25 protein-coding genes and 2 riboswitches are annotated in these 23357 nt (G+C 36.8%); of the genes, 18 read left to right on the top strand and 7 right to left on the bottom strand.

Annotated elements, in window-relative coordinates; genetic code table 11:
- Positions 1-684 (bottom strand): response regulator transcription factor, encoded by a 684-nt coding sequence (locus tag ACK4M9_RS13785; protein WP_409851584.1) that lies wholly within the window; start codon positions 682-684, stop codon positions 1-3.
- 190 nt (positions 685-874) lie between these two features.
- Positions 875-958: riboswitch (cyclic di-GMP riboswitch) on the top strand.
- 21 nt (positions 959-979) lie between these two features.
- On the opposite strand from ACK4M9_RS13785, the gene sda reads away from it, so the two are divergent.
- Complete coding sequence (sda, locus tag ACK4M9_RS13780; RefSeq protein WP_409851582.1) at positions 980-1156, top strand: sporulation histidine kinase inhibitor Sda; 177 nt, start codon at positions 980-982, stop codon at positions 1154-1156.
- A 61-nt stretch (positions 1157-1217) separates the two neighbouring features.
- Here sda and ACK4M9_RS13775 read toward each other — a convergent pair whose 3' ends face one another.
- Positions 1218-1487, bottom strand: coding sequence for a hypothetical protein (locus ACK4M9_RS13775; protein ID WP_409851580.1), 270 nt, complete (start codon positions 1485-1487; stop codon positions 1218-1220).
- Between the two features lie 286 nt (positions 1488-1773).
- Between ACK4M9_RS13775 and ACK4M9_RS13770 the strand changes: the two genes are divergently transcribed.
- The 11 genes from ACK4M9_RS13770 to ACK4M9_RS13720 all read left to right on the top strand — a co-directional run bounded on the left by ACK4M9_RS13770 (position 1774) and on the right by ACK4M9_RS13720 (position 13571).
- Positions 1774-2652, top strand: a complete 879-nt coding sequence (locus ACK4M9_RS13770; RefSeq protein ID WP_409851578.1) for a helix-turn-helix domain-containing protein — start codon at positions 1774-1776, stop codon at positions 2650-2652.
- Between the two features lie 152 nt (positions 2653-2804).
- On the top strand, positions 2805-3623 hold the full coding sequence (locus ACK4M9_RS13765; RefSeq protein WP_409851576.1) for a sulfite exporter TauE/SafE family protein: 819 nt from the start codon (positions 2805-2807) through the stop codon (positions 3621-3623).
- 78 nt (positions 3624-3701) lie between these two features.
- On the top strand, positions 3702-5093 hold the full coding sequence (locus tag ACK4M9_RS13760) for a bifunctional metallophosphatase/5'-nucleotidase (RefSeq protein ID WP_409851573.1): 1392 nt from the start codon (positions 3702-3704) through the stop codon (positions 5091-5093).
- 273 nt (positions 5094-5366) lie between these two features.
- Complete coding sequence (locus ACK4M9_RS13755) at positions 5367-5675, top strand: YunC family protein (protein WP_409851571.1); 309 nt, start codon at positions 5367-5369, stop codon at positions 5673-5675.
- Between the two features lie 268 nt (positions 5676-5943).
- Positions 5944-7038, top strand: coding sequence for an HD-GYP domain-containing protein (locus ACK4M9_RS13750; RefSeq protein ID WP_409851569.1), 1095 nt, complete (start codon positions 5944-5946; stop codon positions 7036-7038).
- Positions 7039-7218: 180 nt separating this feature from the next.
- A complete protein-coding gene (locus ACK4M9_RS13745; RefSeq protein ID WP_409851566.1) occupies positions 7219-8016 on the top strand; it encodes a thymidylate synthase in 798 nt (265 codons plus the stop codon).
- Positions 8013-8489 carry a type 3 dihydrofolate reductase gene (folA, locus tag ACK4M9_RS13740; protein WP_409851563.1) on the top strand — a complete coding sequence of 159 codons (477 nt, stop codon included), beginning with the start codon at positions 8013-8015 and terminating at the stop codon, positions 8487-8489. The genes ACK4M9_RS13745 and folA overlap by 4 nt, the downstream gene beginning before the upstream one ends.
- 97 nt (positions 8490-8586) lie before the next feature.
- A complete protein-coding gene (gene yunB, locus ACK4M9_RS13735) occupies positions 8587-9381 on the top strand; it encodes a sporulation protein YunB (protein WP_409851560.1) in 795 nt (264 codons plus the stop codon).
- A 76-nt stretch (positions 9382-9457) separates the two neighbouring features.
- Positions 9458-9644: riboswitch (Lysine riboswitch) on the top strand.
- A 295-nt stretch (positions 9645-9939) separates the two neighbouring features.
- Positions 9940-11526, top strand: coding sequence for a Na+/H+ antiporter NhaC family protein (locus ACK4M9_RS13730; RefSeq protein WP_409851558.1), 1587 nt, complete (start codon positions 9940-9942; stop codon positions 11524-11526).
- Positions 11527-11937: 411 nt separating this feature from the next.
- A complete protein-coding gene (locus ACK4M9_RS13725) occupies positions 11938-13470 on the top strand; it encodes a sodium-dependent transporter (RefSeq protein WP_409851556.1) in 1533 nt (510 codons plus the stop codon).
- Entirely contained in the window at positions 13467-13571 is a 105-nt protein-coding gene (locus tag ACK4M9_RS13720; protein WP_409851554.1) for a methionine/alanine import family NSS transporter small subunit, read from the top strand. Before ACK4M9_RS13725 ends, ACK4M9_RS13720 begins: the two co-directional genes overlap by 4 nt.
- 117 nt (positions 13572-13688) lie before the next feature.
- Here ACK4M9_RS13720 and ACK4M9_RS13715 read toward each other — a convergent pair whose 3' ends face one another.
- Positions 13689-14696 (bottom strand): M23 family metallopeptidase, encoded by a 1008-nt coding sequence (locus ACK4M9_RS13715; RefSeq protein ID WP_409851552.1) that lies wholly within the window; start codon positions 14694-14696, stop codon positions 13689-13691.
- Between the two features lie 230 nt (positions 14697-14926).
- Between ACK4M9_RS13715 and lipA the strand changes: the two genes are divergently transcribed.
- Entirely contained in the window at positions 14927-15847 is a 921-nt protein-coding gene (gene lipA, locus ACK4M9_RS13710) for a lipoyl synthase (RefSeq protein WP_409851549.1), read from the top strand.
- A gap of 123 nt (positions 15848-15970) precedes the next feature.
- On the opposite strand, the gene ACK4M9_RS13705 is transcribed toward lipA, so the two are convergent.
- Entirely contained in the window at positions 15971-16621 is a 651-nt protein-coding gene (locus ACK4M9_RS13705) for a YhcN/YlaJ family sporulation lipoprotein (RefSeq protein ID WP_409851547.1), read from the bottom strand.
- A 206-nt stretch (positions 16622-16827) separates the two neighbouring features.
- Between ACK4M9_RS13705 and ACK4M9_RS13700 the strand changes: the two genes are divergently transcribed.
- A complete protein-coding gene (locus tag ACK4M9_RS13700) occupies positions 16828-17157 on the top strand; it encodes a YutD family protein (protein WP_409851544.1) in 330 nt (109 codons plus the stop codon).
- Between the two features lie 281 nt (positions 17158-17438).
- Positions 17439-19130, top strand: coding sequence for a methyl-accepting chemotaxis protein (locus ACK4M9_RS13695; RefSeq protein ID WP_409851542.1), 1692 nt, complete (start codon positions 17439-17441; stop codon positions 19128-19130).
- 41 nt (positions 19131-19171) lie between these two features.
- Here ACK4M9_RS13695 and ACK4M9_RS13690 read toward each other — a convergent pair whose 3' ends face one another.
- From ACK4M9_RS13690 to glpX, 3 genes are all read right to left on the bottom strand, one after another.
- Entirely contained in the window at positions 19172-19444 is a 273-nt protein-coding gene (locus ACK4M9_RS13690) for a hypothetical protein (protein WP_409851539.1), read from the bottom strand.
- 63 nt (positions 19445-19507) lie between these two features.
- A complete protein-coding gene (locus tag ACK4M9_RS13685) occupies positions 19508-19777 on the bottom strand; it encodes a DUF3055 domain-containing protein (RefSeq protein ID WP_409851536.1) in 270 nt (89 codons plus the stop codon).
- Between the two features lie 262 nt (positions 19778-20039).
- On the bottom strand, positions 20040-21008 hold the full coding sequence (gene glpX / locus ACK4M9_RS13680; RefSeq protein WP_409851534.1) for a class II fructose-bisphosphatase: 969 nt from the start codon (positions 21006-21008) through the stop codon (positions 20040-20042).
- A gap of 147 nt (positions 21009-21155) precedes the next feature.
- On the opposite strand from glpX, the gene hepT reads away from it, so the two are divergent.
- The 3 genes from hepT (at position 21156) to ACK4M9_RS13665 (ending at position 23251) form a co-directional block, all read left to right on the top strand.
- A complete protein-coding gene (gene hepT, locus ACK4M9_RS13675) occupies positions 21156-21602 on the top strand; it encodes a type VII toxin-antitoxin system HepT family RNase toxin (protein WP_409851531.1) in 447 nt (148 codons plus the stop codon).
- A 130-nt stretch (positions 21603-21732) separates the two neighbouring features.
- Positions 21733-22371: a helix-turn-helix transcriptional regulator gene (locus ACK4M9_RS13670; RefSeq protein ID WP_409851528.1), complete on the top strand. Its 639-nt coding sequence runs from the start codon at positions 21733-21735 to the stop codon at positions 22369-22371.
- Between the two features lie 115 nt (positions 22372-22486).
- The gene (locus tag ACK4M9_RS13665) at positions 22487-23251 is read left to right on the top strand and encodes a TIGR01457 family HAD-type hydrolase (RefSeq protein WP_409851525.1); all 765 of its coding nucleotides are present in this window, start codon (positions 22487-22489) and stop codon (positions 23249-23251) included.
- The last annotated feature ends 106 nt before the right edge of the window (positions 23252-23357 follow it).

Here is a 23357-nt window from a genome sequence, read left to right as displayed (position 1 = left end):
TTAATCACCAACCTTATAGCCTAACCCACGAACGGTTTTAATGATAGTTGGTTTTTGAGGATTATCTTCTAGCTTTTCTCGAAGTCTTTTAATATACACGGTTAGCGTATTGTCATTGACAAAATCACCTGCTACGTCCCAGATTCTTTCTAGTAATTGATTACGTGTGAGGACTTGGCCGACATGATTTGCAAAAATCAGTAGTAGTCGATATTCTAACGCAGTAACATAAATTTCGTTGCTGTTTTTATAAACTTTACCTTCTAAAGTATTAATTTGAATCGTTGATAGTTCAATAATTGTATTTGTATGAGCTTGTTTATTGTAACGGCGTAAAACAGATTTTATTCGAGAGAGAAGCTCTCTAATTCGAAATGGTTTTGTGATGTAATCATCTGCTCCCATATCAAGTCCCATTACTATGTTGACTTCTTCATCCATGGCCGTTAAAAAGATTACGGGAATGTCACTTTCCTTTTTTACAAGTTTACAAAGCTCATAGCCATTTCCATCAGGCAAAGACAGATCAAATAAACATAAGTCAATACTTGAAATCTCATTTTTTATTACTGCTTTTGCAGACTCTGCATTGTAACAAAGGACCGTTACATAGTTTTCTTGCTGAAAGGAGTATTCTAGACCAGATGCAATGGTTTTATCATCTTCTACAACGAGGATTTTCATGTTTTTTCACCCTAACATGTAAAATGCTAATTTAACTAATACTATAGTACATCAAATTTTTCGTAACAGATAGGGTGAAAGATTTATGAAGGTCAAGATTATTACGTGCAGAGCAAAAATTTAACTAGAAGTTTATTTTGTTAATTATTGACATATAACCATTATTGTTTGGTATAATATCTTTAAAAATAAAAAGTTGGGGAGCGAAGAAAAACTATTTTTACATGGGCACTTGAATAGTTTGGAGCTAATAGTGCAACCGACCTAAGAAACTATTTTTGGGAGGCATTGTACGATGAGTTTGTCTTTAAGATTTATTTCAGATGAAAAACTAATGTCTGCATATTCAAAAGCAAAAGAACTAAAGTTAGATTTTGAATTCATCAAATTTCTAGAAGATGAAATTAACCGAAGAAATCTAGCTGAAATCTTCCAAACAAGTCAGATAGGTATTCCTTTAAAAGAAATATGAATTAAATAAGAGGCTATCCCATACTAAGCATAGCCATTGGGATAGCCTCTTTTTTCCTTATTTAGAGATGGGAATAAATTAGATATGGTAATCTTTTTATCTCTGGTGGCCGACTTTGAATACCAACACCGGCTTTTGCAACAATAAACTTAGGATTTTCTAATTCAAACTTTTTACATATATCATGGAGGTTGGAATTCTCATCTTCGAATAACGTAATATTGTAAAATTCCCCCATAATCTGATCAAAGACGACGAACCAATAAAAAGTATTATTCCTATTAGGATTATACTTTTTAGTTGTTTCTGAATTACTTAAATCATTATCCATGAATGAATCCAAATCCTAAAGGTTTGATTTCTTCTTGTGCAGAAGTTTCCGTCGCTTGGGAAAAACCTAAAATTAAAGCTAAAGCTAACACCCCAACTAAAAGTCTTTTCATAATTTCCAGCTCCTTTTTTAAAGAGAATTGTTATATTATAATTAGATCATGGCATATGCTGAGGATTTGTGTAAATCAGTTCTAGGTAGGTTTGATTTCAAATTTCGTCATAAAATTCGCGTTTATGGCTCGTTCTTCACTATGATATACAAATATGCATAAATAGGGGGGCGGATGATTATGTATGTTGGTGATAAAATTAAAGAGCTACGGATGCACTACAATATTTACCAGGAAGAACTTGCAGAAGGAATTTGCACCCAAGCAACAATTAGCCGCATTGAAAAAAATGAAATAGTTCCAAATTCATACATACTTTATCAAATCGCCAAACGTCTTGGTGTTGATATGGACTATTTTTATGGTTCTGGAAGTTTACTGAAAATCGAATATGTTAAAAACGTTTACCAAGATTTGGAACGGTTAGTTAGAGAAAAAAACTATAAAGAAGTCTTGAGAATTGTAAAGTTAGAGAAAATTAATCCATTGTTTCGTAGAGATGAGCTAAAACAAATTTTATTATGGCGTGAAGGGATTAGTTATTTTTATCTTAATAATAACCAGGATAAGGCGTTTGAATTACTTGATGCAGCCCTTCAATTAACTCCAACTACGAAAAAAAATACTTCAGCAACTGAAATAGATATATTGGCAAGCATTGCGGCTATTCACGGTGAAATAAGACAGTATGCAAAAGCAGCGGAAATATATCATGATATATCAATTAAAATGAAGAAATCACCTGCAAATTATGATCCAAAGCTTGCGATCCGAATTGCGTATAATTCTGCTGTTATTGCCCATTTGCTATCTAATTATCAAGAGGCCATTAGGTTTTGTGATAAAACGATTCAACTATGTCTCTCTAATTTAACTTTTTATATTTTAGGTGAAACATATTTTCAAAAGGGTGAAAGTATATTGGCATTAACGAGTAATAAGCAGGAAACGCTTCTGTGGTTAGAGAAATCGCTTAACATATTTAGAATCATTAATAATGAGCACGCAGTAAAATACGTCCTCGATGAAATAAATAAATTAAATAGTTATTAAGAGCCTCAGGGCTTTTTTTAATTTACGTTAATGATTTTCGCAATAAAAAAGCTTGCTATCAATTACTAATATTATAGTACATTCTAAATTTTACATTTCAAAACTCATCATTCATAATTGACAGTATACTTAAAAGAAAGTTGGCTTTATTCATGGAATGGATTGTTTTATTGATTATTGGGCTTGTTGCTGGAACGTTGGGGAGTTTAATGGGGCTTGGTGGCGGAATTATTGTCGTTCCAGCCTTAATGATTCTTAGTAGCTACTTAGTTATTTTAGGGGACGTTACGCCACAAGTAGCAGTTGGTACATCGTTATTAATTATGATTTTTACCGGTCTTTCGTCAACGTTAACGTATTTAAAACAAAAAACAGTTGATTTACGAAGTGCCTTTATTTTTTTTGCTGGAAGTGGCCCCGGTGCATTGGTAGGTGTCTATTTTAACAGCGGTATTGATACAAAAATATTTCTAATTATCTTTGGAGCATTTATTATTTTTATATCCTTTGTATTAATGATCCGCAAACATTTAAAGCCCTTAAAATTAACGAAAACAGGGATTAAACGAGACTATCAAAATGAAGTCGGTGATACAATCGAATATGGTTACCACCCAGTATTAGCAATCTCAATTGCATTCATTGTAGGATTATGCTCGGGATTATTTGGGATTGGTGGAGGCTCAATTATGGTACCAGCGATGATTTTATTGTTTGGTTTCCCACCACACCGAGCGGTTGCAACTTCAATGTTTATGATCTTTTTATCGGCCATTTTAAGTTCGGTCAGTCATATTGCCCTTGGTAATGTGAATTGGTTATATGCCTTAGCACTAGTCCCTGGTGCTTGGTTTGGTGGTGTACTAGGAGCGACAATTAATCAACGAATTAAAAGTGATACAGTCGTAAACATTTTACGGATTTTCTTAGTGATTATCGGAATTAGACTAATTTTTCAAGGGTTATCTTAAGGGTAATAGTTAGAAGATTTAAGATTTGGTTGTAGAGAATAGCTTATCAATTTTATATTTTAAAAAGCGGTGATTCCTATGGAAACTTCAGAATTTCATATTTTTTATACGAATGATTTACATAGTCATTTAGAGCAATGGCCAAAAATTATTTCATTATTTAAGGAAAAACGGAATTTGTACGAAGAACGCGGAGAAGATGTTTTGCTTTTTGATATTGGTGACCATGCCGATCGCTTTCATCCACTTACAGAAGCGACACTTGGAAAAGCAAATGTCCAGTTAATGAATGAAGTTGGTTACGATAGTGCAACGATCGGAAATAACGAAGGCATCACAATATCAAAAGGGGCGTTATCAGAGTTATATGAAGAAGCGAATTTCCCAGTTTTAGTTGCTAATTTATTCGAAAAGAATGGAGAACGGCCGAATTGGCTTAAACCGTTTCATTTTGTCCAACTATCAAATGGGCTAACAGTCGGAATTATCGGATTAACGATTCCGTTTCGTCCCTTCTATGAAGCGTTAGGCTGGAAAGTAGAGGATCCTTTTGAGATCTTGCCTCCGCTAGTAAAGAAAGTAAGGGAGCAAGCTGATATTGTCATTTTTTTATCGCATTTGGGTTTGAATTTTGATGAGGTAGTTGCGGATCAAATTGAGGGGATTGATATTATATTAGGTGGGCATACTCATCATGTTTTAAATGATGGATTGATAATAAAAAATACGCTCATCCATCAAGCTGGGAAGTTTGGCAATTACGTCGGTCACCTTTCAATAACCGTTAATCATCAAGAGAGACGAATTGAAAATTTTAAGGCGCGTTGTTTAGCCGTAAACGAATACGCCCCTTGTGAGGCTACGGCAGCCAGGATTCAACGCCTATCATATCAGCATCAAGCAGTTTTGAATGAAGAGATAAGCTGGTTGAAGGACTCACTAACGATATCTTGGGAAAGGCCAAGTTCGTTCGCTGCGTTATTAGCTTCGGCGATAAGAGAGTGGTGTGATGGAGAACTAGGAATGGCTAATTCAGGACTCTTGCTTGAAGGCTTACGAAGTGGTCCGGTGACAAAAGGTGATTTACATCGCATATGTCCACATCCAATCAACCCGGCGAAAATAGAGTTGACAGGACAACAATTGAAAGAAATCATTCATCATGGGCTCTCAAAAGAGATGATCGATAAAAAAATTAGAGGTTTTGGCTTTCGGGGAGAAGTGATGGGGATTATGGTTTTTGATGGTGTCACATATGAAGAAAAGAAACTAAGTGATGGCCTCACCCATGCCTACAACATTAAAGTAAACGGTCAAACGATTGAACACGACCGCATCTATACTGTTGCAACGGTCGATTTGTTTACATTCGGACACATCTACCCGTCGATTGCATCTGCGAAAATTAAGACGTTTTATATGCCAGAATTATTGAGAGATTTATTGGCTTGGAAACTACGGAGGATGTAGGGGAAGCACTATGGAAATAATTTTTTTCGTTATTCACCTTTAGAATTGGGTCAGTAACTAGCTAGCCAAAAGGCACTTTTTTTAACGTTTTTCATACTTTGATAAAGAGGACAATAGACTAAAATGTTCTCAGTATTATTAGTAACTTTAATCTTGGAAAGTGGCCTACTTTGACTGTATGCGTTGATTCCTCACAATGGCTTAATAACCATTTTCGAGGAACCCGTATTAGGGAGTTGCTGCACATTTTCCGATAGGAGTGGAGTGTGGAAGATGCTTGAAATGTCGCCAATTTTGATTGAAGGTCATCAGTTTACTGCGGTACAGATGAAACTACCGAAAACTAATTTTATGGCGGTAACTAATGAAAAAGGTTATATCATGTGCGGTGCGTTAGACGTTGCCCTTTTTAACAGCAATCAAAAGCTTAGAGAACGAAAGATCATAGCTGCAAGAGCTGTTGGGGTTCGCACGATCGAACAACTAATAGATGCCCCTTTAGAGTCGGTGACGCTTGCTGCAGAGGAATTAGGCATAAAGGTTGGCATGACCGGTCGAGATGCGTTATTAAAAATGATATAATCTTATAAAAATGAGGCTGTCCAATTAGTGTCAGCGCACCTCAAAGAAATTTGAAGGTGACTGGCACCGATACTAAGACAGCCTCATTTTTCTAGGTAAAAAGCGCCAAATATTGATGAAATTAGACAAAATTCTACGAAATATAAAGATTCTTAGTTTTATTAGTTAACAATTCGTAGTATTATAAGTTATAACTAGTTTTTCGTTTCATCTTAGTAAAGCCACTGGGGCTTATTAATTAGTTAATTCTTAGAGTAGGGGAATACATATGAGACTAGTCACAACGAGATCATTAAAAGAAAATGACACTTTAAGCAAGCCAGTCTATCATGATAATGGAAATGTTCTAATCCAAGCTGGCATACCTCTATCTCAAAGAATTATAAATAGGCTTATAAAATTAGGAATAGGCTATGTTTATATTGAAGATGAAATGACAAAAAACATTAAGGTGCAAAATATTGTCTCTGATGAAACAAGAAAAGCGGCAATAACAACAATTAGAAAAGAGTTTGAAGAAATTGCTAATCATCAGATTATCGGCAACTCATTAAATACAGCTCATCTAAGCAAAAACTTCTCTAAAGTCGTTGAAAGCATTTTAGCAGATATAAAAAAAAGCGACGATGTTATTTCGATACTATCAGACGTCTATTGCTATGATTCCTATATCTTTACACATTCATTAAATGTAACGATTTATACAATTGGACTAGCGATGGAGCTAAAGTTTACTGAAAAGCAACTATTTGAAATTGGCTTAGGAGCTATTTTGCATGATGTAGGTAAAGTTTTGGTGCCAAAGGAAATTCTTGAGAAAAACGGTCGCTTAACAAATGAAGAATTTGACATAATTAAAGAACATTCAAGAGCGGGCTATGATATGCTCCGAAATGCGCCAAATATTTCGTTATTAACAGCCCATTGTGCATTTCAGCACCATGAACGGATTAATGGCTCGGGTTATCCTCAAGGTATTACTGGTGATAAAATTCATCTATATGCAAAAATATTAGCGATTGCTGATGTTTTTGATGCAGTAACTTCAAACCGTGTCTACCGAAAGGCAATGTTACCTCATGAAGCGTTAGAGATTTTATATGCTGGGGCGGGCACTTTATTTGATAAACAAATTGTTGAATTGTTTAGTAAAACAATTGCGATCTATCCGAATGGTCTAACAGTCTACTTAAGTGATGGCCGAAAAGGTGTCGTCTCTAGGCAAAATAAGTTTTGCGGGATGAGACCGTTCGTTCTCATATTTGAACATGCTGGAGCTAAAATTTCTCCATATGAAGTTGACTTGGCTAAAGAACATCATGTAACGATCATCGAGAATGAAACAAGACTGGCAGTCGAATAGGATCGTTTCGTATAAAGTGTGCAATTTTAAATTAGTGAAGGATCTTAGGAGCTTCACTAATTTTTTACTGTCTATGCTTTTTTATAGTTTCTAAGGTGAAAATCATGTAGAATTTAGAGTATTGTTACGAAACGTAGCTAGTACTATTATCAAGTAATTGAAAGCGAAAGGATGTTATTAATGGATCGTCAATATTTAGATTTATGTAAGCATATATTAGACAATGGTACAGAGAAAACAGATCGAACGGGGACAGGGACAATTAGTGTTTTTGGCTATCAAATGCGTACGGACTTAGCCGAAGGTTTCCCGCTCTTAACGACGAAAAAGCTCTCATTAAAGGCCATTATCCATGAACTTCTTTGGTTTTTAAAGGGAGATACGAATATAAAGTATTTGCAAGAAAATAACGTCCGAATTTGGAATGAGTGGGCTGATGAAAATGGCGATTTAGGACCGGTTTATGGGAAGCAATGGCGCTCATGGACAGGTGCTAATGGCAAAACTGTTGATCAAATTTCGAATGTGATTGAAGAGATTAAACGTAATCCTGACTCTAGACGACTAATCGTCAATGCTTGGAATGTCGCTGAAATTGAAGATATGGCGTTAGCACCTTGTCATTGTATGTTCCAGTTTTACGTGAACGAAGGAAAACTCTCGTGTCAGTTGTACCAAAGAAGTGCCGACGTCTTTTTAGGTGTCCCTTTTAATATCGCCTCGTATGCTTTGTTGACGTTGATGATTGCTCAAGTTTGTGATTTAGAGCCTGGGGAATTCATCCATTCATTTGGCGATGTTCATATCTACTCAAACCACTTAGAACAAGTTAAACTACAGCTGACCCGTGAGCCGAAAGCTTTGCCGAAAATGAAGCTAAATCCTAATGTGAAATCAGTGTTTGAGTTCACTTACGACGATTTTGAATTAGTTGGTTACGACGCTCATCCACATATTAAAGGAGAAGTTTCCGTATGATTTCTTTAATTGTCGCTACAGGCGAAAATCGGGTGATCGGCTTAAATAATCAAATGCCTTGGCATTTACCAGCGGACTTAGCTTATTTTAAAAAAACCACAACAGGTCATGCTGTTGTCATGGGAAGAAAGACATTTGAGTCAATTGGACGCCCACTCCCCAATCGAACAAATATTATTTTAACAAGAGATCAAGAGTTCCAAGCGGAAGGTTGCCAAGTCATTCATTCCCTAGAGGAAGCACTACAATATAGTCAACAAGAAGATCTGTTTATTATCGGTGGTGCCCAAATTTATGAACAATTTCTCCCACATGCAAGCCGAGTCTATCTTACATTTATTGATCAAAGCTTTACCGGTGATACGTTCTTTCGAGAGCTAAATGATCAGTGGCTTCTTGTCTCGAGCGAAAAACACGATCCTGATGAAAAGAATAAATATCGTTATGAGTTTCGAGTTTATGATAAAAAATAATATCGAGATATGTCATCTCCAATTTAAATTTCATTATTTTAGTTAAGAACCAGTCCTCCTTTGCATACATATGAAGTATGTGAAGGGGGATTTTTATATGTTAAAGCGAAGAAAATACAGACCACAAAAAGGTCCGCTTCCATTTCGATATGTACTATTAATTTCATTTCTAATTTTTTGTATAATGACCGCACAAGGATTTGTCATTGTCGAGAAAGGGATCCGACCAACGTTAATTTCAATTGCAAACACTGAAACGCAGCGAATTGCGACTCTTGCAATAAATGAGGCTGTAAGTAAAAAAATCCTTGAAAACTCTGATATGAATAATTTGATTGATCTCCAAAAGGACAATAATGGGAGGATCATATCCGCTAACTTTAATCCTTTAATCTTGGGTCGAGTATTACAAGAAACTACCTTGAACGTACAAAAATATTTGAATAAGGTTGCAAAAGGGGAAGTCGGAGATTTAGCCATTCCTGACGGGATAGAAGTTGATCAAGACTCCTATCATCAACACGGAATTATACATATGATTCCACTAGGCCAAGCAACACAAAATTCGTTACTTGCTCATCTAGGTCCAAAGGTACCTGTAAGATTAACGGCTATTGGTGACGTAAAATCACAGATTAAACAAGAGGCAAGTTCTGTTGGTATTAACAATGCGTGGATTAGCTTGTCGATTGAAATAACGGTAGACGTAAAGATTGTCATACCATTTGCTACAGAAACGAAAGAAGTGCAAACGTTAATTCCAGTTGGAATGATCTATATTCAAGGAGATGTACCACAATTTTTTCACGCCGGTGGCGAAGGTAGTGGAAGCATGCCAATGCCAGCAATTATTAATCAACAAGACTTAAACGATGCGATAAACAATAATTAACAGTTGCAAAACTTGTCGTACGATTGTTATAATAACTAAGTTAAAACCAACTAAATATAAGTAATACCTCATCTATAGGTGAGGTAGAGGCGCAAAACTTAAGAGTAAGTAGCTAGAGAATGACAACTGTGAAGGCTACCTGAAAGGAATTTTTGCCGAAGTGACTATTATCGTCGAAATAATTGTTGCTGGGTCTACACTTAATAAGTGTAGAACTGTCACAATCTTTTTCCCAAAATTGATTGTGGAGGACTACTAAACTTTTGTGAGGGATTATTGTTTACGTATAAAGGTAGCAATAGGTTTCTCTATTGCTGCCTTTTTGTGTTGAAAGCATCGGCTAAGTTCTATCGTTCCCCTCTTATACAAGCAGTGGATGACGGCGATGTGAAAGAAGTTAGCCATATTTTCATTCAGGATTGAGAACAGAAAATCGTGAATGAGCAGCAAAAGAAGTCTTCTAACATCGACATTCTTGAATGGGATTCAAGGTTGCTTTATGTTTTTTCTAGGGCTAGAAAACTAGCTACTACAATATTGATTTATGGAGGAAGAAAGATGGTAGAAACAATTTATAGTTTAATTCCACCGGTTTTAGCTTTGTTGATGGTTATAGTAACACGGAGAGTGTTACTATCACTCGGAGCCGGGATTGTTGTGGGCGCATTAATGCTTAATTTTAATAGTGGCGAGAATTTTATTAGTTTAACAGACAATGTTTTGATCAACAGTGTAAAACAAATTGCTGCGATCGTATTTGCGATTTTTATTGATGAAGGGGCGATTAATTCTTGGGAATTATACATCATCTTCTTCTTATTACTGCTTGGAATGATTGCTGCTTTAATTGCCGTAACAGGCGGAAGTCGTGCCTTTGGTGAGTGGGCAATGAGCCGTGTTAAAACAAGAGTTGGCGCGCAACTTGTTACAGTTCTACTTGGGATTATTATTTTTATTGATGACTATTTCAATAGTTTAACAGTTGGTAATGTCGGTCGCCCGTTGACAGATCGCCACCGTGTTTCGAGAGCGAAATTGGCGTATTTAGTGGACTCAACAGCAGCTCCAATGTGTGTCATTGCACCGGTCTCGAGCTGGGGTGCTTACATTATTACGATTATTGGGGGAATTTTAGTAACACACAGTGTTACGCAGTGGGAAGCGTTACAAGCATTCGTACTCATTGCTCCAATGAACTTTTATGCAATCTTTGCGATTTTAATGGTTGTAGCAGTTGTCTACTTTAAGCTTGATTTAGGCCAAATGCGTGTTCATGAACAACGCGCGATTGAAACAGGAGAAGTTGTCGACAAGAAGAAAGGACCAGTTCCAGGGGATCAAGGTGATGTTTCTACTGTCGTTGGAAAAGTTGGCGATTTAATTTGGCCAATCGTTACATTAATCGTGGCAACAGTGTTCTTTATGATTACAACAGGTATTCAAGGTACCGATGGTGATGCAACCATTTTAGCGATTTTTGAAAATACACATGTCGCTGCTGCTCTACTTTACGGTGGCTTAGTAAGTTTAGCTGTAACCTTAGTACTGAGCTTCTCAAGAAAGCTTGGATTAAATGATATAGGTTTAGGATTATGGGCTGGTATTAAATCCATGCTCCCTGCCATTTACATTCTTATTTTTGCTTGGACAATTATTACGATCATTAATGACCTGGGTACAGGTATTTATTTAGCAGAGGAAGTTGTTAAAAAGCTGAACATGAGCGTAGCCTATTTACCAGTTATCTTATTTATTATTGCTGGTTTTATGGCATTTTCAACAGGAACAAGCTGGGGAACATTTGGAATTATATTACCGATTGCTGGTGACATTGCAGCAGCAACTGATATTTCATTAATGCTACCAATTTTAGCAGCTGTTTTAGCAGGTTCAATCTTTGGTGATCACTGTTCACCAATTTCAGATACGACGATCCTATCGTCAACAGGGGCCGGAAGCCATCATATTGACCATGTGATGACACAGTTACCATATGCATTAATGATTGCTGGGGTTTCCATTGTTGGTTATCTTGTTCTTGGTTTAACAGGAAGTGCAATCATCGGTTTCTTAGCTGCAGCTGCAGCATTTGTTGGAGTGGTTTTCGTCCTGAAAAAAATAGTTCCTGCATTAAAAGGAGCATAAATCTAGAGACCGAAGTCCTTTAGAGGAAAGGAATTACTTCCTACGTGCAATTCCACAACAAAAATCGCATCGATTTCTAAACAGAAATTGATGCGATTTTTTTGTTGTGGGAAAATGGCTATTCTATAATTTTCCAGAACATTATTGGTAGCATTATTTCTTTTCTGCTATAGCGATTTTATGCGATAAAGCACGAAAGTGCAGCTGTATTTTTTAAAAAAATATATAATATTTTGAAAAAATAATCTTTGACAAAACGTATAGATAGTACTAAAATGAAAATTGAATAGTCTGAATATTAATACTAATATAATGTTATTCATTTATTCTAAGTTACATTAATAAAGTTGTAATTATCAGAATATACTTAATTATCTTTACAATATTTTAAAAAAGAAAGGTGGATTATTTATGGAAGGTCGTGAACAATGGGGGACAAGGGCTGGTTTTATTTTAGCAGCTGTTGGATCCGCAGTAGGGTTAGGGAACATTTGGCGTTTCCCATATGTAGCTTACGATAATGGTGGAGGGGCATTTTTTATTCCGTACTTATTTGCACTTTTAACTGCTGGTATTCCGCTCCTCATTATGGAATTTACTATGGGTCACAAGTATCGTGGTTCAGCACCACTATCGTATGCCCGCATGAATAAGAAATCAGAATGGATTGGTTGGTGGCAAGTAGCGATTGCTTTCGTCATTTCCACCTACTACGCCGTTATTATCGCTTGGGCAATGGCCTACACGTATTTTGCTGTTGGTCAAAAATGGGGAACGGAAACAAAGGCATTTTTATTTGGAGATTACTTAAATCTTGCTGATGCTCCAGGTCAAATAGGAAGTCTTGTTCCATCTGTTTTCATCCCACTAGTTTTAGTTTGGGTTGTCACATTGGGTGTACTATTTAAAGGAGTTAAAAAGGGAATTGAAGTAGCAAACCGAATTTTTATTCCTACGCTTGTAGTCATGTTTTTAATTATCGTTGTTCGTGCCCTTACATTAGAAGGTGCGGCGTTAGGATTAGAAACGTTCTTTAAACCTAACTGGAGTGAAATCATGTCTCCAGGTGTTTGGGTAGCAGCATACGGACAAATTTTCTTTAGTTTATCGATTGCCTTTGCGATTATGATTACGTACTCGAGTTACTTACCAAAGAAAGCGGATATTAACAATAATGCTTTTATTGCAGGCTTTAGTAATTCAAGTGTTGAGTTACTTGCAGGTTTTGGTATTTTCGCGGCACTAGGCTTTATGGCGACACAATCAGGTGTTGGTGTTGAGGAAGTAGCTGCTGGTGGGATTGGATTAGCGTTTGTTGTTTTTCCGCAAATCTTAAATACATTTCCGGGTTTTAATGGACTCTTTGGTGTCCTATTCTTTGGATCACTAGTCTTTGCAGGGTTATCATCACTAATTTCTATTGTTGAAACATTTGTTGCCGGCGTACAAGAGAAATTTAAAGTGTCACGTAGAAAAGCAGTGGTAATTGGTGGCGGATTATCAGCATTGATTTCGATCTTATTTGCTACTCAAGGAGGGCTATACTTCTTAGATGTAGCTGATTACTTTATTAACACATTTGGTATTGCTTTAGCTGGACTTGTGTCAGTCATTACGATTTCTTGGTTTGTGAAGAAACTAAAGCCATTCCAAGAACATGCGAATGCAACTTCGGACTTACGCACTGGACTATGGTGGCGTGTATGTTTAGGTGTTGTTACACCAATCGTATTAGGTTATATGTTTGTCATGAATTTAATTCAAAACATCAAAGTTAATTATGGGGATGGGGATTTCTCAACTTCATTTATACTTTACTCAGGATGGGCAGTTGCAATCGCAGCTTTAGTGCTTGGATTTGTTTTTGCAAGCTTAAAGTGGGGCGAAAAAGATTTAGAAGTACCAGCAGCTTACTCTGAAGATAAAGGAGTGAAAGCAAAATGAGTTTAAGTGCAGTTGTGATGATGATAGTCGGTATCGTAATCATCTGGGGGGGACTTGCAGCGAGCATTCTAAACGCTGTGAAAGTTTCTAAACAAAAATAGGGCTTAAATCTAGGTTCGTCATATCGTAGTATACTAACAGCTCGGAGAAAACTTTCTCCGAGCTTTTTTGCTTTAACTTTAGAATGTTTCCTTAAACAGTACACTCTATGTGATACTTCAACTTTTTTTCCTTTTAGCTTTATCTTTTTTCTCCCAATTTTTTAAGGATGGAAATGGGTCAAATGACCATTCGGTAAAGCCATTGTCGCGGTACATCCCGTAATGCAAATGCGGTGGGAATTTTCCGGAAGTACCTGGCTTTCCGTACCCAGAACTTCCTACGTAACCAATGACAGTGCCTGGCTCAACGACTTTTCCTTCCTCAATCCCTTTTTCAAATCCACTTAAATGAGCGAAGTAATGGTAAATATTATCGGTGTCACGTATGCCTACGCGCCAGCCGCCAAATTTGTTCCAGCCCTTTAATTCAACAATTCCATATGTCGTTGCTCTTACTGGTGTGCCATGACCGGCAAATAGATCTGTACCTTCATGCATTCTCCGTCCACCCCAGCCTCTAGCGTCACCCCATGTATTTTTATAACTATAGTTATAACGGGTAGGGAGCGGAAAGGCATTGCCGGTTAAGGCAATCGTATTGTACGTCTCATAGACCTTTGCGTGTCCCATAACGAGTTGCAACGATTTTTCACGGTGATAAAACTCCCAGATACCAACGCGAATGTTTTCTTCATCATAACCATAGGACTCTAAATGCTTAGCGAAGGTGTATAGGACATCCTCATCGTCATTTATGTTCGCTTCACCATCTCCGTTCCCATCTAAACCAACGCCACCGAACAAACTAATTGCAAGAGGGTTAGTATCTTTTGGATTTGGATTTAGTGGTCCAGCCCATTTCTCAGGTGAATAAAAGATCGCAATAGCGCCTTCTTCCCTCGGTAAATCCCTTCTTGCGCGTCTGATGCCACGTTCAAAGGAGTCGACAGCGGCTAAATAGTACCACGGAACATTTGTTACCGCCTCCACCTTTTGATATAAGTCCATCCGCTTTTCAAGTAGTTCTTCATAGCTAAGCTTCGCTTTCTCCTCAGCAAACGATATCGAGGGTGCTGAAGCTAGCGTAAATAAAATTGTAATAATCAAGATTAGCGAGCGTTTCATTTTAAGTAACTCCTTTCTAGCCTACCCATAAGTATAGTTTGTAGAAAATGGTGAGAAAAATATATGTTAATTAATACCAATGGTAGTGCAACAGCTTTGAGATTTCTCGATTTTCATGGTAAAGTTAGTTTAGTCAGTTTAGGGTGTACCGTGTTAAAACTTAGTTTTAGAGATTTACATATTCAAATTAAGAATCGTACACTCAAACCTCAAATGGGAGTGAAAACATTTTGGCAAAACAAGAAGAATATATTCGCAAGCCTGATTGGCTAAAAATTAAACTTAATACAAACGATTCATATACAGGCCTTAAGAAAATGATGCGCGAAGAAAAGCTTCATACAGTTTGTGAAGAAGCGAGATGTCCTAATATTCATGAATGTTGGGCAGAACGAAAAACTGCTACATTTATGATTCTAGGAGATATTTGTACAAGAGCATGCCGTTTTTGTGCTGTAAAAACTGGGTTACCTACCGAATTAGACTTGGGCGAGCCGGAACGAGTAGCCAAATCCGTCAAGACAATGGGTTTGAAGCATGTTGTCATAACAGCAGTTGCGAGAGATGATCTTAAAGATGGTGGTGCTAAAATATTTGCTGAAACCGTTCGAGCAATACGTCGGAAGAGCCCATTTTGTACAATTGAAGTATTACCATCGGATATGATGGGATCGATTGATAATCTAAAAATTCTAATGGATGCTAGGCCAAATATTTTAAATCACAATATTGAAACAGTGAAGCGCCTAACGCCTCGTGTTCGTGCAAGAGCAACGTATGAGCGCTCGCTAACTGTCTTGAAGAATGCAAAAGAACTGCACCCTAACATTCCTACGAAATCAAGCTTAATGATCGGGCTTGGAGAAACAAAGGAAGAAATCATTGAAACGATGGACGATCTTCGTGCTCATAATGTCGATATTTTAACAATTGGCCAATACTTACAGCCAACAAAAAATCATATAAAGCTTGAAAAGTATTGGACTCCAGAAGAATTTGCAGAACTAAAAGAAATTGCTATGACAAAAGGCTTTAGTCACTGTGAAAGTGGACCGTTAGTGAGATCTTCTTACCATGCAGATGAACAAGTGAACGAAGCGCAAGCTAGACAAGAAGCATTGAAAGTGGAAAAAGGGTTGTCTCATAGGTGACAGTTCACCTCGTGTAGGCGCGATATCTAGTATTAATGAACACTACATATCGTGCCTGAGGTGACTGTTACTTTGCTTTGGGACAACCCCTTTCACCCTTTTAAGTGGTGATAGAGTAAAAATTTACCGATTCATTTGGTTATAAGGTTTATTGTCTAAAGGTCTGTTCATATTTTGGCCGTAATAGTTACTTTCACTAGCGCTAATTCCTCTACCTTGTGGAGACTGGCGCATTTCTTCAATTGTATGCTCTAAGACACCATGAACATTTTCTGTTCTAGACGAGAGATTTCCAAACCGCTCAATGGTGGAGATCATTTCAGGTTTGTCAGAAACATAAATATCAAAAAAACTTGGCACGCAGCTGACTGCGGTTTGTCTCACTTGATCAGCAGTTAGATCACGATCTTCCGATGTCGTTTCATAAGCAATTAAGATATGTTGATCTGTAACTAATGTAGCAACATCTTCAACATCAGGAATAAGCACAGCTAATTTACTGATGGCATCTGCTAATAGTTCAGGGTCATAAACTGCAATAATTGGATTCGTACCGCCTCTTGGCAGCGCAGTTTCGCGTTGGTGACGAACATATCCAAAACGTTGAATCTCACGATAATCTTTATCAGGATTGATTACGTTAAAGTCACTTCTGTTTTTACTATTAAGGATTTCTACATTATCCTGAGCGATCGGTGATTCGTTTTGCATTAATGTTTGGCAACCAGTTATAGATATTAAACAAATAGTCATAACTAACAAAAACTTTTTCATGGACGTTACCTCCTAATTAGATACTGTTCAAAAGGGGAGACAAGAAAGGGTCGATCCACCGTCTATGTGACCAGACTTTTTGAACATCCTCTAGTAGTAGGATGACCAAATCTAACATCGTTACCATTAGAAATAATTGTTAGTTGAGCAAATAGAGGTTGAATTTTTCTTATTTATCAGGCAATATAGGAAAAGAGGTGACAGAAATGATTCGTGTACAAGGAGTAAGCTTTGAAGTTATTCAAGAACATCGAGATGCTTGGGATGAAGAAGCATTTAAAGCTAGATATAGTGATGTCTTAAATAAATATGATTACATCGTTGGTGATTGGGGCTATGGTCAACTGCGCCTCCGAGGTTTTTTTGAGGATAGCAATCGCAAGGCCACATATGATTCAAAAATTAGTACCTTTCCTGAGTACTTATTCGAATACTGTAACTTTGGTTGCCCTTATTTTATGTTGCGTCGCGTGAAGGAAGAACGAGGTAACGGGAAGAAAACAAAAGAACCAGAAAAAGACTTAATAACCGATTAAGCCATGAAAGCATGTTTCTGATGAGAAATATGCTTTTTGTTTTGGGGAAGAATGGAAATGACAATTAGATAATTTCATGCTGTTTTAGCTTCCAGCCAACAAAAGAATTAAAGGTTGTATATCTATTATTCATTGATTAATATGAATTATCTTAATTAAACGACTATTGGTTGAACGCTATTATTGAACCTAAAGCCGTGGTAATATATTCTTACTTGTTTCATAATAGGTTCTTTGTTTTACAGAGGTTTTATAGAACATTTAAAAGAGGAGAAGCACCGATGAAATTAACTACGTTATTAAAGACAACCACGGTTATTATTGCACTGCTATTTATATTAACAGGATGGACAATGTTTCAACTTTCAAAGAGTCTGGAAAAAGAAAAACATGCATTCAATTTGCAAACAGAGTTAACGATGCTGTCGATTGAACTTCAAGATTCCTCTGACTATTTAACGAATGAAGTGAGGGCTTATACACAGTTTGGTCTTAGCATTCATTATAATAATTATTGGAAAGAAGTAAATGAAACTAAGACTAGAGATAGGGTTGTTGCTAGATTTAATGAGTTACAAGTCCCAAATGAGTTAATTAGTTTGATCGAACTTGCGGCTGAAAACTCTAATGATTTAATTTTACTTGAAGAGCAAGCCATGGATTTAGTTGAAAAAGGCAATTTAGAGATGGCTAGAACTATTGTTTTTGGAGCTTCTTACGAGGTAGGTAAGCTGTTAATCGCTGAATCTATTGATGAATTTAATGAAAAATTAGAACAATGGACGAATTCAATTGTAAGCGAAGCGGAAAGAGATGTTAACTTTAGTTATTTTGTAATGATTACTTCATCAATTTTAGTATTCATTTCACTAGCTTTAGCATTTTTTTTCATTCATATAAAATTAATACCGCTCGGAAAACTTTCAAAAATGGCCGAACAAATCGCAAAAGGTGATTTGAATGTAAGTTCTTTAAAAGTTAAATCTAAAGATGAGGTTGCTCAATTGAGCCGATCATTCAATATAATGGCAGATAACTTAAGGAATTTAATTCAAACTGTGAAACAAGCAAGTGAGAATTTGGCTGCTTCTTCTGAGGAATTATTAGCAAGTGCAGAACAAACAAATGGTGCGACACAACAAGTTTGTACTTCAATCGATGAAATTGCAACTGGAGCAGATGTTCAGTTAAAACAAATTCAAGACAGTACAGTGGCTATTAATGAAGTTTCTAATGGAATACAAACAATCGCCAATGCTTCTTCAGCTGTTTCAAAAGCTTCTGAAGAAACAACCTATAAAGCTCAGCTAGGAGAAGGAAACATTACTCAAGCTGTTACGCAAATGAGAACGATTGAAAACAATGTAATAATAACGTCTAAATCAATCAAAGCTTTAGATGAACGCTCAAAAGAAATCGAAAAAATTGTCGTTGCCATTTCAGATATATCTAATCAAACGAATTTACTAGCACTAAATGCAGCGATCGAGGCAGCAAGAGCTGGTGAACATGGGAAAGGTTTTGCTGTTGTTGCAGATGAGGTAAGGAAATTAGCAGAGCAATCAAGTAAATCGGCAACTCAAATCACCGAATTAATTCAATCGATTCAATCTGACACATTAACAACAGTAGACCAAATGAATACAGTTTCTGAAGATGTATTGCATGGTGTTTCGATCATTGAAAATACCGGTCAAGCATTTAAAGAGATCCTGGATTCAGCACAAAGTTTAGCAAGTGTTGTTCAAGAGGTTACGTCAATTACTGAAGAGATTGCAGCAAGTACTGAACAAGTTGCCTCTTCTTTTGTTGACGTTAATTCAATTACTGAACAGGCAACTTCAAAAACACAAATGGTAGCAGGATTGGCCGAGGAACAGTCCGCTTCAATGGAAGAAATTACAGCTTCCGCTGAAACCTTAAGTAAGTTAGCTAGTGAATTAAGCGAAGAAATCGGCAAGTTTCGATTATAAAAAAAAGCGACTGAAATGATCAAATTTCAGTCGCTTTTTAACTAATCCTTAGAAGTATAAGTTGTTTCTTTTTTATTGGGGTCATCATGCGGTGGATGTGCTCCTGGGTCTTGCCGCGGTAACCCTTGATGGAGTGATTTGAATTCATAATTAAAGGCACTCATACTACGTTGGCCCTCTCGCCAAGGCGTTGTTTTCCCCAATTTTTTATTTACTGGTGAGCCATACGGCCCATCAGGAGTATCCTCTGGAATGACGTAGTTGTCTCCAATTTCCGCATTTGAAAAATCAGAATACTTATCTTTGTCGCTCAAAATTACCACCTCCTTACGTTAGCTTTCCGAAAAGAAGGGAATTATATGAACGAAAAATACGGTTTAACCAATAACCTCATATAGATAACTGCGAAGATCTTCAGCATCTTTTTCGTTTAAATTAAAGGCATGTTCAATGTAACCTGGCTCTTCAAGATCATCAGTACCGATAATTGCCAGTCGATTTGACTGCATATCAAGAACAATTTGTTTCCCGTAATAACGAGATGTTGACATAATTGCAATATCAAACCGTTGATTTTCTCCCATAAAACTAACGAAGCGAGTTTTCGTTTCTTCTGTTTCGTCATAGAGATAAAAACGTTCTGCCATGAATAATTCATCCTTTCCAATTGAATCTATTTGAAGTCATTTGTGTGATATCCAGCCGAATCCCTAGTTGTAATTAACTAAAGAACACCAATAGTGTTTATGCTTTCTTCATAGTATGATCATATCTTATTTTTTATCTATTTGAAAACAATTAGCGCTTACTATTGAGTAAGAGTGAAAAAAATCGCTATGAGCTGAAGTCTAATGATCTCGATAAATAAAAAAGGGGGCACATGATCATCGCCCCAAAAAAATTATTTTGTTATTCCATGACCAAATGCGGTTTATTGGATAGATGATGGTGAGCCTTAATGTAACGGACTGTTTTTGTCTTGGCACGCATGACAATAGAGTCTGTTTCAACTAGGTCTCCTCCTAAGAAACGAACTCCTTCGAGTAGCTCTCCGGTAGAAACGCCTGTCGCTGCGAAAATAGCATCATCACCTCGAACCAAGTCATCTAATTGTAAAATTTGCGTCGGATCTTCTAGACCCATTTTTTTACAACGTGCAACTTCTTCATCGTTCATAGGTACTAACCTTGCTTGCATGTCGCCACCAAGAGCTTTTAACGCAGCTGCTGAAATAACGCCTTCAGGTGCGCCACCAATTCCAATAAATAAATCAATTCCTGTATGTGGAAGTGCTGTAGCAATCGCTGCACCAACATCGCCATCACCAAACAGTTTTACACGAGCACCTTTTTGGCGGATACGCTCAATAATTTCATCATGACGTTCACGTTCTTGAATGATAACCGTCACATCGTGGACACGTTTGTTTGTCATTTTTGCAATAATATCAATTGTTTTTTCGATCGGATCGTCAAGACGGACAAGTCCTGCTGCCTTTGGACCAACTGCTATTTTCTCCATATACATATCTGGGGCATGTAGCAAACAGCCTTTATCAGCAATCGCTACAACAGCCATTGCATTAGGATGTCCCTTTGCGACAATGCTTGTCCCTTCTAATGGGTCTACAGCGATGTCCACCTCAGGTCCATTTCCATTTCCAAGGACTTCACCGATGTATAACATTGGTGCTTCATCAAGCTCCCCTTCGCCGATAACAACTGTTCCAGTCATGTTTACAGAATCGAACATTGCTCTCATCGCACTAGTTGCAGCATTATCTGCTTCATTTTTCTTGCCACGTCCCATCCATTGTGAGCAAGCTAATGCGGCTGCTTCTGTAACACGAACAATCTCTAATGCTAATTCACGTTCCACGTAGTAATTCCCCCATTATGTGTTTTTTTCTCCTTTAACATCATACCAAAATGATCATAAATATTAAACTGGTAATCATAAATACGTAAAATTCTTATAAATTGTCTGTTTGTGTTATACTAATTTAAAAAAGTGTAGGTGAGAAAGATGTATTTTGTTGATCGTAAAACGATTGAAGAAAAGCTTTCGATTATGGATGAATATCTACAATTTTATAATGGTAAAAAAGAATGGAATTCATTTGAAGACAAGCTATCTTTAGAGCGAGTTGTACATATCGTTATTGAAGCAATTATTGATGTAGGCAATAGTTTAATTGATGGTTTTATTATGAGGGACCCTGGCAGTTACGAAGATATTATTAACATTCTTCTTGATGAAAAAGTGATTGCGGAAAAGGACGCAGATAGCTTTAAAGAAGTTGTTTCGCTAAGGACAATGGTTGTTCGCGATTATACAAACATTGATCATGAGCATATGAAGCAAATTTTTACTGTTCATGCTGAATCATTAATGAATTTTGCTCCTTCTGTCTCTCAATACTTAAAAAATGAGTTAGGTCATGTAACGGCATTTATACCAGAGCAAAAATAACTAAAAAGTACTCCTTTAATCACTGTTATGGTAAATTCCACTTGAAATTATGTACATTTATAAACTTTTTAGTTGATTAATTTACTAATTGTTCATCATCTATTAAAATAAAGAAAAGGGTGGTGAAAAGATGGGAAACCAAGTTTCGACACGTGATCAGATTTTAAGTATGCTAAAAGTTAATAAGCAATTGACAGTTTCTGAAATGGCAAACCAACTTGATATTACAGAAATGGCTGTTCGCAGACATTTAAATACATTGGAACGAGATAATATAATTAGCACATCTTTAGTGCGACAGGCGATGGGACGCCCTACAAATGTCTATTATTTAACAAAAACAGGGCAAGAGATGTTTCCGAGAAACTACGCGACTTTAACTGTCGATTTATTACGCGATATTGAAGATATGAGCGGACAGGCAATGGTTGAACAATTATTTGAGCGAAGAAAAGAACGGATGAAGGAAAAGTATGGTTCTAGAATTACCGATCATAATTCTCTTGATGATAAAATTGCGGAATTGGCTCGTCTTCAAAATGAGCACGGTTATATGGTTGAGTGGGAAAAAGACAAAGAAGGTAACTATCTCTTCAAAGAATATAATTGCCCAATCTCTGAAATTGCCAAAGAGTATCCTGTAGCCTGTAAGTGTGAACTTTCCTTATTTCAAGAGCTTTTAGGAACAGACGAAGTTGATTGTGAAGTTTGTATGGCTGTAGATGCTGAACCGCATTGCTTCTACAAAATAAAACCGAAAAATCACTAAATTGTTAAAAGTCACTTCTAACCCGAGGTGGCTTTTTATGTTTAATTAGGTTAAAATTTGAAAAGCTTATCCAAAGTTAATCAAACGTTTAATTAAAAAGGAGGACTTCTACTACATGAAGCAATATGATGGATATTTAATAGATCTTGATGGAACGATGTACCGTGGCAAAGAGAAGATCGAAGAAGCGGTGGAGTTTGTCAAAGAGTTAGCTAAAAGAGAAATTCCTTACCTGTTTGTCACAAATAATTCGTCGAAAACATGTGCTCAAGTTGCTGAACATCTACTCGAAATGGGTATTCCAGCGACAGAAAAACATGTGTTTACTACGAGTATCGCAACGGCAAAGTTCATTGCAGACGAAAAACCAAATGCCTCAGTTTATATGATCGGTGAAGAAGGCTTAAAAGATGCATTGCAAAAACAAGGGTTTGAAATTAAAGGTGAAGATGTTGATTATGTTGTCGTAGGCATCGATCGTGAGATTACATACGAGAAATTGGCCAAAGCTTGTTTAGCTGTTCGTGCTGGAGCCAGATTTATTTCAACAAACGGTGATATTGCCTTACCTACAGAGAGAGGATTAATGCCAGGAAATGGATCGATTACATCTGTAGTTGCGGTATCAACGGAAGTAGCGCCAATTTTTATCGGTAAGCCGGAATCAATTATCGTTGACCAGGCACTTGAAGTCATTGGCACACTAAGAGAGAAAACAGTGATGGTCGGTGATAACTATAATACTGACATTTTAGCAGGGATAAATGCTAACATGGACACAATTATGGTCCACACGGGCGTAACTTCAAAAGAGCAACTTATTAGCTATGCAAAACAGCCGACTTTTTCGATTAATTCTTTAAGCGAGTGGAAGTTTTAGAAAATTACATTAAACCAATTGAAACAGCTTAACTGTAACTAGAAAAAATGAAATGGATGAGGGGGCTAGCATTTCCCTCATCCATTTTTTTCGCATATAATCCTTT

This window comes from Anaerobacillus sp., assembly GCF_046314235.1.
In the GTDB taxonomy this organism is placed as follows: Bacteria; Bacillota; Bacilli; order Bacillales; family Anaerobacillaceae; genus Anaerobacillus.
Note: the sequence above shows the minus strand (reverse complement) of the source record. Positions and strands in the feature narration are given on the sequence as shown.

Excerpts from the sequence above, each read along its gene's own strand:
- ACK4M9_RS13785 (WP_409851584.1), bottom strand. The coding sequence starts at position 684 with ATGAAAATCCTCGTTGTAGAAGATGATAAAACCATTGCATCTGGTCTA.
- sda (WP_409851582.1), top strand. The coding sequence starts at position 980 with ATGAGTTTGTCTTTAAGATTTATTTCAGATGAAAAACTAATGTCTGCA.
- ACK4M9_RS13775 (WP_409851580.1), bottom strand. The coding sequence starts at position 1,487 with ATGGATAATGATTTAAGTAATTCAGAAACAACTAAAAAGTATAATCCT.
- ACK4M9_RS13770 (WP_409851578.1), top strand. The coding sequence starts at position 1,774 with ATGATTATGTATGTTGGTGATAAAATTAAAGAGCTACGGATGCACTAC.
- ACK4M9_RS13765 (WP_409851576.1), top strand. The coding sequence starts at position 2,805 with ATGGAATGGATTGTTTTATTGATTATTGGGCTTGTTGCTGGAACGTTG.
- ACK4M9_RS13760 (WP_409851573.1), top strand. The coding sequence starts at position 3,702 with ATGGAAACTTCAGAATTTCATATTTTTTATACGAATGATTTACATAGT.
- ACK4M9_RS13755 (WP_409851571.1), top strand. The coding sequence starts at position 5,367 with ATGCTTGAAATGTCGCCAATTTTGATTGAAGGTCATCAGTTTACTGCG.
- ACK4M9_RS13750 (WP_409851569.1), top strand. The coding sequence starts at position 5,944 with ATGAGACTAGTCACAACGAGATCATTAAAAGAAAATGACACTTTAAGC.
- ACK4M9_RS13745 (WP_409851566.1), top strand. The coding sequence starts at position 7,219 with ATGGATCGTCAATATTTAGATTTATGTAAGCATATATTAGACAATGGT.
- folA (WP_409851563.1), top strand. The coding sequence starts at position 8,013 with ATGATTTCTTTAATTGTCGCTACAGGCGAAAATCGGGTGATCGGCTTA.
- yunB (WP_409851560.1), top strand. The coding sequence starts at position 8,587 with ATGTTAAAGCGAAGAAAATACAGACCACAAAAAGGTCCGCTTCCATTT.
- ACK4M9_RS13730 (WP_409851558.1), top strand. The coding sequence starts at position 9,940 with ATGGTAGAAACAATTTATAGTTTAATTCCACCGGTTTTAGCTTTGTTG.
- ACK4M9_RS13725 (WP_409851556.1), top strand. The coding sequence starts at position 11,938 with ATGGAAGGTCGTGAACAATGGGGGACAAGGGCTGGTTTTATTTTAGCA.
- ACK4M9_RS13720 (WP_409851554.1), top strand. The coding sequence starts at position 13,467 with ATGAGTTTAAGTGCAGTTGTGATGATGATAGTCGGTATCGTAATCATC.
- ACK4M9_RS13715 (WP_409851552.1), bottom strand. The coding sequence starts at position 14,696 with ATGAAACGCTCGCTAATCTTGATTATTACAATTTTATTTACGCTAGCT.
- ACK4M9_RS13705 (WP_409851547.1), bottom strand. The coding sequence starts at position 16,621 with ATGAAAAAGTTTTTGTTAGTTATGACTATTTGTTTAATATCTATAACT.
- ACK4M9_RS13700 (WP_409851544.1), top strand. The coding sequence starts at position 16,828 with ATGATTCGTGTACAAGGAGTAAGCTTTGAAGTTATTCAAGAACATCGA.
- ACK4M9_RS13695 (WP_409851542.1), top strand. The coding sequence starts at position 17,439 with ATGAAATTAACTACGTTATTAAAGACAACCACGGTTATTATTGCACTG.
- ACK4M9_RS13685 (WP_409851536.1), bottom strand. The coding sequence starts at position 19,777 with ATGGCAGAACGTTTTTATCTCTATGACGAAACAGAAGAAACGAAAACT.
- hepT (WP_409851531.1), top strand. The coding sequence starts at position 21,156 with ATGTATTTTGTTGATCGTAAAACGATTGAAGAAAAGCTTTCGATTATG.
- ACK4M9_RS13670 (WP_409851528.1), top strand. The coding sequence starts at position 21,733 with ATGGGAAACCAAGTTTCGACACGTGATCAGATTTTAAGTATGCTAAAA.
- ACK4M9_RS13665 (WP_409851525.1), top strand. The coding sequence starts at position 22,487 with ATGAAGCAATATGATGGATATTTAATAGATCTTGATGGAACGATGTAC.